This is a genomic window from Arthrobacter sp. Y3221087 (assembly GCF_059089905.1).
In genome coordinates this window covers 948,979-961,230 of record NZ_JBNHFE010000001.1, presented here as the reverse complement: position 1 = coordinate 961,230, position 12,252 = coordinate 948,979, and the positions used below count along the sequence as shown (strand labels likewise).

General features: G+C 67.4%; 13 protein-coding genes and 1 tRNA gene. 6 read left to right on the top strand and 8 right to left on the bottom strand.

The genetic code is table 11. The annotated features are described in order from the left end of the window. Positions 1-67: 67 nt before the first annotated feature. Positions 68-352: a preprotein translocase subunit SecE gene (gene secE, locus AC5RUO_RS04570; RefSeq protein WP_494008940.1), complete on the bottom strand. Its 285-nt coding sequence runs from the start codon at positions 350-352 to the stop codon at positions 68-70. Between the two features lie 83 nt (positions 353-435). Then, positions 436-508 (bottom strand) — tRNA-Trp (locus AC5RUO_RS04565). Positions 509-784: 276 nt separating this feature from the next. On the opposite strand from AC5RUO_RS04565, the gene AC5RUO_RS04560 reads away from it, so the two are divergent. Then, complete coding sequence (locus AC5RUO_RS04560; RefSeq protein ID WP_494008941.1) at positions 785-2,002, top strand: pyridoxal phosphate-dependent aminotransferase; 1,218 nt, start codon at positions 785-787, stop codon at positions 2,000-2,002. A gap of 179 nt (positions 2,003-2,181) precedes the next feature. Here the strand turns inward: AC5RUO_RS04560 and AC5RUO_RS04555 are convergent, their stop codons facing one another. Continuing rightward, the gene (locus tag AC5RUO_RS04555; RefSeq protein WP_494008942.1) at positions 2,182-2,862 is read right to left on the bottom strand and encodes a LuxR C-terminal-related transcriptional regulator; all 681 of its coding nucleotides are present in this window, start codon (positions 2,860-2,862) and stop codon (positions 2,182-2,184) included. After that, a complete protein-coding gene (locus tag AC5RUO_RS04550) occupies positions 2,859-4,277 on the bottom strand; it encodes an ATP-binding protein (protein ID WP_494102928.1) in 1,419 nt (472 codons plus the stop codon). The genes AC5RUO_RS04555 and AC5RUO_RS04550 overlap by 4 nt, the downstream gene beginning before the upstream one ends. Positions 4,278-4,401: 124 nt before the next feature. On the opposite strand from AC5RUO_RS04550, the gene AC5RUO_RS04545 reads away from it, so the two are divergent. The 5 genes from AC5RUO_RS04545 to AC5RUO_RS04525 all read left to right on the top strand — a co-directional run bounded on the left by AC5RUO_RS04545 (position 4,402) and on the right by AC5RUO_RS04525 (position 8,485). Then, positions 4,402-5,976 carry a PspC domain-containing protein gene (locus tag AC5RUO_RS04545; protein ID WP_494102927.1) on the top strand — a complete coding sequence of 525 codons (1,575 nt, stop codon included), beginning with the start codon at positions 4,402-4,404 and terminating at the stop codon, positions 5,974-5,976. A gap of 1 nt (position 5,977) precedes the next feature. After that, positions 5,978-6,274, top strand: coding sequence for a hypothetical protein (locus AC5RUO_RS04540; protein ID WP_494051010.1), 297 nt, complete (start codon positions 5,978-5,980; stop codon positions 6,272-6,274). Positions 6,275-6,277: 3 nt separating this feature from the next. Further along, positions 6,278-6,535, top strand: coding sequence for a PspC domain-containing protein (locus tag AC5RUO_RS04535; RefSeq protein ID WP_009358328.1), 258 nt, complete (start codon positions 6,278-6,280; stop codon positions 6,533-6,535). A 162-nt stretch (positions 6,536-6,697) separates the two neighbouring features. Then, positions 6,698-7,723 (top strand): ATP-dependent 6-phosphofructokinase, encoded by a 1,026-nt coding sequence (locus AC5RUO_RS04530; protein WP_494102926.1) that lies wholly within the window; start codon positions 6,698-6,700, stop codon positions 7,721-7,723. A gap of 45 nt (positions 7,724-7,768) precedes the next feature. Further along, on the top strand, positions 7,769-8,485 hold the full coding sequence (locus AC5RUO_RS04525; protein ID WP_494102925.1) for a GNAT family N-acetyltransferase: 717 nt from the start codon (positions 7,769-7,771) through the stop codon (positions 8,483-8,485). Here the strand turns inward: AC5RUO_RS04525 and AC5RUO_RS04520 are convergent. The 4 genes from AC5RUO_RS04520 to AC5RUO_RS04505 are packed head-to-tail and all read right to left on the bottom strand — an operon-like array spanning position 8,447 to position 12,241. Further along, on the bottom strand, positions 8,447-9,964 hold the full coding sequence (locus AC5RUO_RS04520) for a DHA2 family efflux MFS transporter permease subunit (RefSeq protein ID WP_494102924.1): 1,518 nt from the start codon (positions 9,962-9,964) through the stop codon (positions 8,447-8,449). The two genes, AC5RUO_RS04525 and AC5RUO_RS04520, sit on opposite strands and share 39 nt — an antisense overlap. Before the next feature lie 45 nt (positions 9,965-10,009). Further along, complete coding sequence (locus tag AC5RUO_RS04515; RefSeq protein WP_494051014.1) at positions 10,010-10,414, bottom strand: ankyrin repeat domain-containing protein; 405 nt, start codon at positions 10,412-10,414, stop codon at positions 10,010-10,012. Next, positions 10,414-11,496: a CAF17-like 4Fe-4S cluster assembly/insertion protein YgfZ gene (gene ygfZ, locus AC5RUO_RS04510; RefSeq protein WP_494102923.1), complete on the bottom strand. Its 1,083-nt coding sequence runs from the start codon at positions 11,494-11,496 to the stop codon at positions 10,414-10,416. The genes AC5RUO_RS04515 and ygfZ overlap by 1 nt, the downstream gene beginning before the upstream one ends. A 22-nt stretch (positions 11,497-11,518) precedes the next feature. Continuing rightward, positions 11,519-12,241: a flavodoxin family protein gene (locus tag AC5RUO_RS04505; RefSeq protein ID WP_494102922.1), complete on the bottom strand. Its 723-nt coding sequence runs from the start codon at positions 12,239-12,241 to the stop codon at positions 11,519-11,521. Positions 12,242-12,252 lie beyond the last annotated feature (11 nt).

Sequence of the window (12,252 nt, the reverse complement as noted above, 5' to 3'; positions counted from 1 at the left end):
ATTCCGCACGCCACTGTTTCATTCCGGTAATCCGGAATAAAACACGCGGCCTGCGGACCCTGCAGCCTTAGCTGTCCGTGGAGCCGGTACCGCCGAAGAGCCAGCCCATCGCGGATCCGAACCCGATATCCAGCAGGCTGACGATGACCATCATGATGGCCACGAACACCAGCACCACGAGCGTGTAATTGATCAGTTCCTTGCGGGTTGGTGCAACAACCTTCTTCAGTTCGCCGATGATCTGGCGGACGAAGAGCGCAATGCGGGCGAAGAAGTTTGCCTTGGCGTCCTTCTTAGCTGGGCGGCCCTTGGAGCTGCTGGCAGCTGTTTCGGTCACCTGGTCCTCGCTCATCTTTGCAATGCTGGATTACCCGGCCCTGAACAGAACCATGGTTGCTGCGCTTGCCCCGGGATTTTGCCCCGGGGCAGCTTGCGCAGGGCAGACAGGACTCGAACCTGCAACCTGCGGTTTTGGAGACCGCTGCGCTACCAATTGCGCCACTACCCTATGGAGTGAATTTCACCCTCCGACGACGATCCGCCAGCTTGAACTGGGGCGCACGCCATCATCCGTGTTTTCAACACCGGTGAACCAGTCTACGCAACATCTGCACGTTCGTAAAACCAGCCCGTTCCGGCCCATCAGCGCCGCGTCCTGGGATCGGCTGCCGGGGCAGTCACAATTCAAAACGGGCCACCCGAAGGGTCCGGTGAACAGCATAGAGTAGAACTCGTCGAATCCCACATTCCAGCCTCACGGCTGCAAGCGAAGAACGGACCTGCCATGTCTGCCGCCCGCGTTTCCCAGCGCATTTCCGCTATTGCCGAATCCGCAACCCTTGCCGTTGATGCCAAGGCGAAGGCACTCAAGGCAGCTGGCCGGCCGGTGATTGGCTTCGGGGCGGGCGAACCCGACTTCCCCACCCCGGATTACATCGTGCAGGCAGCCATCGACGCCGCAACCCAGCCGAAGTACCACCGTTACTCCCCTGCCGGCGGGCTGCCCGAGCTGAAGAAGGCCATTGCCAAGAAGACGCTCCGCGACTCGGGCTACGCCGTCGACCCGTCCCAGGTGCTGGTCACCAACGGCGGCAAGCAGGCGGTCTACAACACGTTCGCCACCTTGGTGGATCCGGGTGACGAGGTTATCGTCCCCACCCCCTTCTGGACCACCTACCCAGAGGCCATCCGGCTGGCCGGCGGCGTTCCGGTCGAGGTTTTTGCCGGCCCGGAGCAGGACTACCTGGTGACCGTTGAGCAGCTCGAAGCCGCCGTCACGGACCGGACCAAGATCCTGCTGTTCGTCTCGCCGTCGAACCCCACTGGCTCGGTGTACTCCCCCGAACAGGTGGCTGAGATCGGCAAGTGGGCCGCCGCGAAGGGCCTCTGGGTCGTCACCGACGAGATCTACGAGCACCTGACGTACGACGGTGTCCCCTTCACCTCCATCGCCACCGCCGCTCCCGAGCTGGGCGACAAGGTTGTCATCCTCAACGGTGTGGCCAAGACCTACGCCATGACCGGCTGGCGCGTGGGCTGGATGATCGGCCCGGCCGACGTCATCAAGGCAGCCACCAACCTGCAGTCGCACGCCACCTCCAACGTGTCCAACATTCCGCAGGTCGCGGCCCTCGCCGCAGTCTCCGGGCCGCTGACCGCCGTGGACGAGATGAAGGTCGCGTTTGACCGCCGCCGGAAGGCCATCGTCGCCGGCCTGAATGCGATCGCGGGCGTGGAATGCCCGACGCCGAAGGGTGCCTTCTACGTCTACGCGGACGTGCGTGCACTGCTGGGCAAGGAGTTCCCGACGGCGTCCGGCACCGCCACGCCGCAGACCTCCGCAGAACTGGCTTCGCTGATCCTGGATGAGGTGGAGGTGGCCGTGGTGCCCGGCGAGGCCTTCGGGCCCTCCGGGTACCTGCGCCTGTCCTACGCCCTGGGTGACGAGGACCTGGCTACCGGCGTGCAGCGCCTGCAGGACTTCCTCGGCAAAGCCCAGTAGCCTCCCCCGACGCCCGCTCACTTATGGCGGCTTAAATCCGAACGCCCGCTCGCTTTCTTTGGGGAAGTGAGCGGGCGTTTTGGTTTTAGCCGCCGGATGTGAGCAGGCGTCGGGAAAATGACCGCGGGATATGAGCGGGCGTTGGGGATTTCGCTGTCATAAGTGAGAGAGCGTCACGGTTAGAGGAGGCGGCGTTCGGCGGCCCACTTTGTGAGCTCATGCCGGCTGGAAAGCTGCAGCTTCCGCAGCACCGCCGAGACATGGGTTTCCACCGTTTTGATGCTGATGAACAGCTCCTTGGCCACTTCCTTGTAGCTGTAGCCGCGGGCAATCAGGCGCATGACTTCCAGTTCCCGGGCCGAGAGCTTGTCCAGTTCGTCGTCGGCGATCTCGGCAGGGGCGGTGCCGAACGCGTCCAGGACAAACCCCGCCAGCCGGGGCGAGAACACAGCGTCGCCGCCGGCCACGCGGAACACCGCATCAGTAATTTCGGCGCCGGAAATGGTCTTGGTGACGTACCCGCGGGCGCCGGCGCGGATCACGGCCACCACGTCCTCGGCGGCGTCGGAGACGCTGAGGGCCAGGAACCGGGTGGAACCCAGCAGCGGGGCGGAACCGGCGATCACCTCGCGTCCGCCGCCGCCCAGCCCGCCAGGCAGGTGCACATCCAGCAGCACCACGTCCGGGCGCTGCTCCGCGATCACAGCAATGGCCTGCTCCACGGTGGCTGCTTCGCCCACCACCTGGATGCTGGCGTCAAGGTCAGCCTTCAGCCCGGACCGGAAGATCGCGTGGTCGTCCACGATGACCACGCGGACGGAGTTCGCTGGACGGGAGGCCGCCCCCTGGCTGGTGTTCATGAGTTTCCTTCCGGGTTGTCCGCGCCTGCCGTCTGCAGCCGCAAACGCACTTCCGTGCCGGTGCCGGTGCTGAGGATGGTCGCGGTGCCGCCGTGCCGTTTCATCCTGCCGATGATCGATTCCCGCACACCCAGCCGGTCCTCGGGAACATCAGAGAGTTCAAAGCCCGGGCCACGGTCCTTGATGAAGACCTCCGCCTGCCCGTCGGAGGCCTCGAGGTAGACGGATACCGTGCCGCCGCCGTGCCGGGAGGCGTTGAGCATCGCCTCACGGCTGGCCTGGACCAGGGCTTCGTGCGCCTCCGTCACCGAGGTGTCCCCCACGGTGACAACCTCGACGGCGTTGCCCAGCAGGTCCTCCACTTCCGCGGCGACTGCCTTGATACGGTCCGACAGCTGCCCCGCTTCCCGGCCGGGGTCTTGGAACAGCCAGCCGCGAAGTTCACGCTCCTGCGCACGGGCCAGCCGGACGACGTCGTGCTCGTTGCCGGCCCGGCGCTGGATGAGGGCCAGCGTCTGCAGGACGGAATCATGGAGGTGCGCAGCAATCTCCGCCCGTTCCATTTCACGGATCCTGCCGGCCCGCTCGGCCTCCAGGTCCCGCCAAAACTTGAGCGCCCACGGCAGCAGGACCAGCACCACGCCGCCCAGCACAGCCACCGAGGCCAACAGTGCAAGCCAGGTCTGCTCCCAGGAACCGGAGCCGGAGACCATCACCAGCACACCTGCCACCACCAGGGCAAGTCCGGCGGCCAGGCGCGCCCAGCCGCCGGCCTGGTCGGCCTTCGTCTTGTCCACAAGGCCGGCGCGCCGTGTCTCATCCAGCTGAATCCATGCAATAGAGGCGCCGCCCAGGACCGCCGCTGCCGGGATCAGCGTTCCGAGCGGAACGTCCACCCCCAGCAGCTGCGCGATCATGATGCCGGCCACCAGCAGCAGGCCGGAGCCCAGCAGGATTTCCTTGCCGTACTTCATCGTGCCGAAGCGGAACCATGGCGGGGGCTGGACGGGGCCGGAGGCTCCGCTGCCGCGGCCGCCGCCGTCGAACGGTGTTGCAGCCGTGACGGCAGCAGCGCCCGGCGATGCCGACGGTCCGGCGCCCATCCCCCGGGCGGAAAGGTCAGGACCAGGAGCCGGCATCCCGGCCGGGGAACCCGCCGGCTGGCTCACCCCCGGCGCAATGGGCGACGCCGGGCGGCGGGCATTGCGCCTAGCGGCCTCGTCTGCGGTAGGAACCATGATCCACAGCCAGGCGTAGAAGACCAGTCCGGCGCCGCCGGCGAGGGTGGCGAGCGCCATGGCAACCCGGACGTTCTTCACGGGCCAGCCCAGATGGACCGCCAGGCCCGAACACACCCCGGCGATCACGCGGTCGCTGCTGCGCGCCAGGGGTGGCCGTGCCGGGAGGATCGTCATGGTTCAATCCAAGCACGGATCAGGGTTCCCCGGACCGGATTCCGGCGGCAACCGGGGGTGACTCAGGGACGGTTCAGGGTATCCCCCAGTAGAGCGCGACCAGCCCAAACGCGAGGATTTAGGTATGAACTCGCAGACCCCCTCCCCCGACGACGGCCAGCCCACCGAGCCCCTTCCGGGTCCCGGCAGCCAGCGGCCCACCGAGCCCCTGCCGTCCTCCGTGCCATCAACTCCGGACCCGTCCGCGGGCCCTTCCGCCCCGCAGGACGCGGACAGGAATGACGCCGGGACCGGCGACGGCCGGAACAGTTCCGGCTACCAGCCCGGAGCCAGCAATGCTTCCGGCAGCCATGCGGCCGCGTCCGGCGCGCTTCCCGGCCCGCAGTACGCTTCCACTGTCACTTCCCAGTCCACGGACTTCTTCACCTGGGTCCGGAGCCATGGCATCCACCGGGGCGCCGACCGCTGGATGGGCGGTGTCTCCAGCGGCATCGCCAACCGGCTGGGCGTGGATCCGCTGATCATCCGCGGCGTCTTCATCGTCCTCGCGCTCTTCGCCGGCATCGGCGTGCTGCTCTACGGCCTGGCGTGGGCATTCCTCCCCGAACCGGACGGGCGGATCCACGTGCAGGAAGCCGGGGCAGGCCGCTGGACCACCGGCATGACCGGTGCGCTCATCGCTACGATCGTCGGCCTCACGGGCCTCGGCGGCGGATTCTGGGGATGGAGCCATAACGGTTTCGGCGGCTTCCTCTGGACCGTCTTCTGGGTGGGCGGCGCGATCTACCTGGTCTACTACCTGTCCCAGCGCAGCAAGGGCGCGAGGCCGGCGATGGCCGGACAGCAGCCGGGTACCTACAGCGGCACGTACGACGCCGGGTACCCCGGAACTGCCGCCGCCTCCTCCTTCTCCGCCACCGGAACAACCTACGGCAGCGCCCCCGGGTCAGGTTCCATGCCGTCCTACGGCGGCGGCTCGGGCACCGGTTCCTACGGGGACGGCACCTATGGCGGCGGCACCGGTACACCGGCTTACGGCACCCCCACTCCTCCGCGGCCGCCGAAGCCCCGGCCTGCGGGTCCCGGCGCCCCGGCAGTCGCCATCGCAACCGGCGCGGCACTGCTGGTGGGCGGCGGCCTCAAGGCCCTGGACGTCACCAACGTGATCGACCTGGGCGATTCGGCCAACGCTATCGTCTGGGCAAGTGCAGCCGCCGTCCTGGGTCTGGGCATCCTGCTGGCCGGCATCCGCGGCAGGACGGCAGGGGTCCTGAGCCTCTTCGCCGTCATCGCGCTGGTCACCGGCGGTGTGTACAACGTGGTGGGCGACGGCGACCGGGTCCGGTTCCAGCAGGTCAACTGGAGCCCGGCAACCATCGCGGAGGCCCGGGACGGGTACGACGTCACGGCCGGACGGGGAACCGTGGACCTCACCAACCTGGCCGACGACGCCCCGCTGACGTCCGACGTCGTCATCCCGCTGGACATCACCGCCAGCAACGTGACTGTGGTCATCCCGGACAACGTGCCCGTGGACATCAAGGCGGACATGACCATGGGAAACCTCAATGAGGCGACCGGACAGCGCGGCGGCACCACTACCCGCGAAAGCAGCTACAACGCAGACGAGCCCGGCAGCCGCCTGGTGGTCCAGATCGACGGCACGTTCAGCAACGTCACCATCGAGGAAGGCAACTGAAATGAGCAACAGCAACCAGGCCCCCGAGCCCCGGACCCCTGGCTCCTACTCCACGGATGTCCCGACGGCGGCAAGCACCGATGCAGGAACGGCACCGGCCCGGGTGGGCACGGTGGTGTGGGGACTCATTGTCCTGGCCCTGGCGGCCCTGATCATCGTGGCACAACTGGGCATCGTGACCCTCAACGGCACCTACGTCCTGATCGGCCTTATGATCGGAGCCGGCGCCGCGCTGGTAGTGGGCGGCCTGCTGTCGGCCCGCAAACGTGACAACGAACCAACAACAGGGAAGTCTTGAACCATGGACAAGTTTTTCAGCATCGTCAGGGGCCTCGGCCTGAAACGCGGCCCGCAGCGCTGGCTCGGCGGGGTCCTGGGCGGCATCGCGGCAAAGCTGAACGTGGATGTGGCCTACGTCCGGATCGCATTCCTGGTGTTTTGCCTGCTGCCAGGACCCGCCGTCGTCTTCTACCTCCTGGCGTGGGCGGTCCTTCCGGACCAGCGCAACGTGATCCCGCTCCAGACCTTCCTGGACCGGCGCTCACTGAACCGTCCCTGACTCACTGCAGCCCCTGCCCCTACCGGGCAGGGGCTGTTGTGTTGCCGGCGGACGGGCGCTTTGTAACCAGTTTGTGTCGTACCCCACACCTCCCACTACACTTCTAGATGAGCTCAGCGTGGCGCTCTGCCTGTAAACCCTCTCCCAGGATTTGAGCCAAACATGAAAATTGGAATCCTCACCAGCGGTGGCGACTGCCCCGGATTGAACGCGGTGATCCGCGGCGCCGTGCTGAAAGGCATCGCCATCCACGGCCACGAGTTCGTCGGGTTCCTCGACGGCTGGCGCGGCGTGGTGGAGGGTGACATCATCGACATCCCCCGCACCATGGTCCGCGGCATCGCCAAACAGGGCGGCACCATCCTTGGCACCTCACGCACCAACCCGTTCGAGAACGGCGGCGGCCCCGAGGTCATCAAAGCCCACATGGACCGCCTGGGCATCGACGCCATCATCGCCATCGGCGGTGAGGGAACCTTGGCCGCCGCCAAGCGGCTCACCGACGCCGGGCTGAAAATCGTGGGCGTTCCCAAGACGGTGGACAACGACCTTGACGCTACCGATTACACCTTCGGTTTCGACACCGCCGTGCAAATCGCCACCGAAGCCATCGACCGGCTCCGCACCACCGGCGAATCCCACCACCGCTGCATGATCGCCGAAGTCATGGGCCGGCACGTGGGGTGGATCGCGCTGCATGCCGGCATGGCCGCCGGTGCGCACGCCATCCTCATCCCGGAGCAGAAGGTCAGCATCGACCAGATCACCGAGTGGGTGAACGAAGCCCACGCCCGCGGCCGCGCGCCGCTGGTGGTGGTGGCCGAAGGGTTCGTTCCCGAGCACATGGAAACCCCGCACTCCGAACGTGGCCTGGACACGTTCGGCCGTCCCCGGCTGGGCGGCATTGCAGATCAGCTGGCCCCGGAGCTTGAAGCCCGCACCGGCATCGAAACCCGCGCCACCATCCTCGGCCACATCCAGCGCGGCGGCGTACCCTCGGCCTTCGACCGTGTCCTGGCCACCCGGCTGGGCATGGCCGCCATCGACTCCGTGGTGGAAGGCTACTGGGGCACGATGGTGGCCCTGAAGGGAACGGACATCGAACACGTCGGCTTCCAGGATGCCCTGGGCCAGCTCAAGACCGTCCCCCAGCGGCGCTACGACGAAGCCGCCGTCCTCTTCGGCTGAGCTGTCCTGCCCGGTTGAGCGGTCTGGCCGCCCTAGGCTGGGAACATGACACTTGACCCCGGTTCCGCTGCCATCATCCAGCTTGCGTGGGCACGACGCCTCGGGTTGGACGACGACGCCTTCGGGGAAGCCCTCGCTTCCGGCCAACGCGTGGTCCGGGCTGACGAATCGGCCCGGACCGTGGAGTTCCTCCGCCTCTTCGGCAGTTCCGCCCTGGTGGGGCCGCAGTGGGTCATTGACGCCGCGGCGGGCATCCCGGACGAGGAGATGGCGCAGCACGTAACCCTCCTGACCCTGACCCGCTCCCACGGCGGGCACGGCCTGGGCGCCGCAGCCCTATTCTTCGCCGACGACCTGCCGCTCAAGCAGCCGGCCGGGGAGATGACCGTTTCGCACGGCAACCCCGAGGCCATCGAGCTGGAGGGCCGGTGCCCGCCGGACGACGTCAACGAAGTTGGCCTTTCGGACCTGGAAAACCGCTACACCCTCGTCCACGAGGTTGGGGGACGGCGAATCCCCCTTGCCTGCGGGGCCTACACGGAGTGGGAGGGCCTGCTGGCGCACCTGGGTGTCCTGGTGGACCCGGAATGGCGCCGCCAGGGCCTCGGGACGCTGGCCGCTTCCATCGCGGCCCATGAAGCACTGGCAGCCGGGCTGACGCTGCAGTGGCGGACGGACGTCAGCAACACCGGAGCGCTGGCGCTTGCCCGGAGACTTGGCCTTTCAGCCGGCGGAATCCAGACCAGCGTCCACCTTGGCTGATGCTGGCGCTGCCGTGCCCCAGCCCTGGACCGGCTGGGGTTTCGCGAAGAACAGCGCAACCGCAGCGCCGGCCAGGACCACCGCGGCGGGCAGCAGGATGGACTGGCCCATCGCCGTCGAGAATCCGCTGTGGAGGGCTTCCGGCAGGGTGCCGCTGAGGGCCATCCCTTCGCCGGCCGTGCCGGCCGGTCCTCCAGCGGGCAGTTCAGCCGCGAGCCGTGCCTGGATCAGCACGGCGATGGCTGCACTGCCCAGCACCGCCCCGAACTGCCGGGTGGTGTTGTAGACACCTGAGCCAGCCCCGGCCTGGCGGGGCGGAAGGTTACGGGTTGCAGTGGTGCTGAGCGGCGCCCAGATGCCGGCGTTCGCGAACCCCAGGACGGCGCTGGGCAGCAGGAAGAGCAGGATGGGCGTTCCGGGCTGCATCAGGAGCGCGTTCCAGGCCAAGGCAACGGCCATCAGGGTCAGGCCGGCCGCGGCCAGGTACTTGGGGTTGATCCGGTCCACCACCTTCCCCACCACCGGTGCCAGCCCGCCCGAGATGAGGGCCATGGGCACCATCAGCAGGGCTGACTGCGTGGGTGTCAGGCCGCGGACCATCTGGTAGTAGAAGATCAGCGGCAGCATGAATGCCGTGACGGTGAACCCCACCATGGTGATCCCCAGGTTGGCGAGCGAGAAGTTCCGGTCGCGGAACAGCCCCAGCGGCAGCAGCGGCTCGCCCTTGTTGTACCGCTGCCACACCACAAAGCCCGTCAGCACAACCAGGCCGGCGATGATCAGGCTCCACACGCTGACGGGTCCGATGATGGTGCCCCAGTTGTACGTCTCGCCCTCCTGGATGCCGAAGACCAGGAGGAAGAGTCCGACGGTGCTGAGCACCACGCCCGGGATGTCGAACCTGTGCTGGTGGGTGCTGAGGGCGGGAACGTTCCGCAGCGCCAGGATGAAGCCCACGACACCGACGGGCAGGTTGATGAAGAAGATCCACTGCCAGCCCAGCCCGTCCACCAGGACGCCGCCCAGGATGGGTCCCACAAGGGTGGCCATCCCGGCGGTGGCTCCCCAGACCGACATGGCTGCCCCGCGCCGGTCGGGCGGGAAGATCCGGGTGATCACGGCCATGGTCTGGGGCGTCATGATGGCCGCACCCAGGCCCTGCAGCACGCGTGCGGCGATGAGGGTCTCCACGTTCCCGGCCAGTCCGCACCACAGCGAAGCAAGGGTGAACACCACCAGGCCCAGAAGGTAGAGCTTTTTGGGTCCGAAGCGGTCGCCGAGCCTGCCGGTGATCAGCAGCGGCACCGCGTACGCCAGCAGGTAGGCGCTGGTCACCCAGATCACCGAGTTGATATCCGCGCCCAGGCCCTCCATGATCACGGGGTTGGCCACGGAGACGATGGTGCTGTCGATCAGGATCATGAAGAACCCGATCACCAGGGACCACAGGGCAGGCCAGGGCTTTGCTACGTTTTCCACTCGGTCATCTTTCAGGGTGTTGGCCGGGCAGACCCGGAAAAATGGCTAGCCGAGGAGGTCGAGGATCTCCTGGCGCGCGAACATCTGTGCCGCGGCGCGGGCGGAAGGGGAGCCGGCGTCAGGATCGGCGCCGGCGTCCAGCAGCACACGGGCTACTTCGGGGTAGCCCTTGAATGCCGCCCCCGCCAGCGGTGTCTGGCCGCGGTCATTGGGCGTGTTGGCGTCTGCGCCGTGCTGGAGGACCAGCCGCACCGCATCCGCATGGCCGTGGTACGCGGCCAGCATCAGGAGGGAGTCCCCGGCGGAGTTGGTCAGGTTGGCCGGTGCGCCTGCCTCAAGGTAGGCGCGCAACAGGTCGGTGTTGCCCTCCCTGGCCGCCTCGAAGAGAGTGTGGGCCAGGGCGACGGCGTCGTCATCGGTCCCGGCGGTTGGTGCGGCGTTGTCAGTCATCAGCGTGGCCCCCTGAGGAATCCGGTCTGGCGCCCCACCACCTGGCCGGCGTCGGGGGCGACGATGAGTTCTTGGCTGGCGGGGTATGGCTCGTCCCCGTCCAGAACCGTCAGTATCTCATCCGGGGCCACCGAACGTTTTATGACCGCCAGCGCGACCGGGCCCATTTCGTAGTGCTGGGCCACCGAGGTCACCGTCCCCACCGTCCGGTCGCCCACCAGGACGGGGCTGCCGGCGGCGGGCAGGGTGTGCTGCGATCCGTCCAGCTGCAGGAACACGAGGCGCCGCGGCGGATGTCCCAGGTTGTGGACGCGGGCAATGGTCTCCTGCCCCTTGTAGCAGCCCTTGGCCAGGTGCACTGCGGTGCGGAGGAGGTCAAGTTCGTGCGGGATGGTCTTGTCATCCGTCTCGGCACCGATCCGGGGCCGCCAGGCGGCCACGCGCAGGGCCTCGGCTGCGAGGGTACCGGCGAGGGGGCGCCCTGCGAGCGTCTCCTCCAGGGCTGCCGCGGGGACAAGGTATTCAAACCAGGGACGCTCCAGTCCCGGATGGTCGGTCTCGGCAACCGTGGCATAGGAGAAGCCGCCGGCGCTGACATGCGGCCACGGGTCCTGCCAGGCGAGCAGGCCGGACCATTCCGGGACCGCCCTGGTGCTGCCCACAACGGCCCACCCGGTGGAGACGTCCGCCACTTCAACCCGCAGCATGAACTTCATCCTGTTGAGGAACTCCGCCAGCGGCGCTGCCTCGGCGCCCTCGACAATCAGCCAGGTGGTCCCGCCGTCGTCCACCACCCGCGCATCAAACTCAATCCGCCCCTGCACGCTCAGGAGCAGCAACTCGCTGGACTCGCCCGGCCCCAGGCCGGTGACCTGCTGCGAGGAGAGGGTGTTGAGCCAGCTCAGCCGATCCGGACCGGTGACGGTCACTACGCCGCGGTGGGAGAGGTCGACGACGGCGGTTCCGGCGGCCAGGGCGCGCTGTTCGCGCAGGGGCTCGCCGTAGTGGGCCGCGACGCCGGCGTCCGCGCCGGCCGCCTCAACGGCGCCGGGGCGCGACAACAGAGGGCTGGGAATAGTCATATGAAGTAGAAGTCCTTGGAGGCTAGCGATATTCCGGGTTTTCGAAATCGAACCGGGTCCCGGCGGACCATTCCTGCGGCAGGTTGCCGTAGGCGGGCAGGCCGCCGGCGTCCTTGAGGATCCGGGCCAGGTGCAGGAGGTTCCAGGTCATGAACGTCGTGTTCCGGTTGGTGAAGTCGCTTTCGGGGCCGCCCGAACCCTTTTCCAGGTAGCTTGGGCCGGGCCCCACGGGTCCGATCCACCCGGCGTCGGCCTGCGGCGGGATGCTGAAACCGATGTGCTGCAGGCTGTAGAGGATGTTCATGGAGCAGTGCTTGATCCCGTCCTCGTTGCCGGTAATCAGGCAGCCGCCCACCTTCGGGTAGAACGCCCACTGGCCCTTGCTATTGAGTTCGCCGGAATGGGCGTACAGGCGTTCAATCAGCTTCTTGGTCTGTGAGGAGTTGTCGCCAAGCCAGATGGGCCCAGCCACTATCACGATGTCCGCCGCCTGGACGGCGGGGTAAAGTTCGGGCCACTCATCCGCCTGCCAGCCGTACTGCCTCATGTCCGGGTAGACCCCGCTGGCAATATCGTGGTCCACCGTGCGGATCACCCGGGTGCTGACACCCTGCTTTTCCATGATCCGCCGGCTGATGTTGATCAGGCCGTCGGTGTTGGACGTTTGCGGGGATTTCTTGAGCGTGCCGTTGAAGAAGACGGCCTTCAGGTCGCTGTATTCCTTCAGGCTTTCGACTGTTCCCACGGCAGCGCTCC

What these genes read in the sequence shown, in the direction of transcription:
- secE (WP_494008940.1), bottom strand. Translation starts at nt 352, where the DNA reads ATGAGCGAGGACCAGGTGACCGAAACAGCTGCCAGCAGCTCCAAGGGC.
- AC5RUO_RS04560 (WP_494008941.1), top strand. Translation starts at nt 785, where the DNA reads ATGTCTGCCGCCCGCGTTTCCCAGCGCATTTCCGCTATTGCCGAATCC.
- AC5RUO_RS04555 (WP_494008942.1), bottom strand. Translation starts at nt 2,862, where the DNA reads ATGAACACCAGCCAGGGGGCGGCCTCCCGTCCAGCGAACTCCGTCCGC.
- AC5RUO_RS04550 (WP_494102928.1), bottom strand. Translation starts at nt 4,277, where the DNA reads ATGACGATCCTCCCGGCACGGCCACCCCTGGCGCGCAGCAGCGACCGC.
- AC5RUO_RS04545 (WP_494102927.1), top strand. Translation starts at nt 4,402, where the DNA reads ATGAACTCGCAGACCCCCTCCCCCGACGACGGCCAGCCCACCGAGCCC.
- AC5RUO_RS04540 (WP_494051010.1), top strand. Translation starts at nt 5,978, where the DNA reads ATGAGCAACAGCAACCAGGCCCCCGAGCCCCGGACCCCTGGCTCCTAC.
- AC5RUO_RS04535 (WP_009358328.1), top strand. Translation starts at nt 6,278, where the DNA reads ATGGACAAGTTTTTCAGCATCGTCAGGGGCCTCGGCCTGAAACGCGGC.
- AC5RUO_RS04530 (WP_494102926.1), top strand. Translation starts at nt 6,698, where the DNA reads ATGAAAATTGGAATCCTCACCAGCGGTGGCGACTGCCCCGGATTGAAC.
- AC5RUO_RS04525 (WP_494102925.1), top strand. Translation starts at nt 7,769, where the DNA reads ATGACACTTGACCCCGGTTCCGCTGCCATCATCCAGCTTGCGTGGGCA.
- AC5RUO_RS04515 (WP_494051014.1), bottom strand. Translation starts at nt 10,414, where the DNA reads ATGACTGACAACGCCGCACCAACCGCCGGGACCGATGACGACGCCGTC.
- ygfZ (WP_494102923.1), bottom strand. Translation starts at nt 11,496, where the DNA reads ATGACTATTCCCAGCCCTCTGTTGTCGCGCCCCGGCGCCGTTGAGGCG.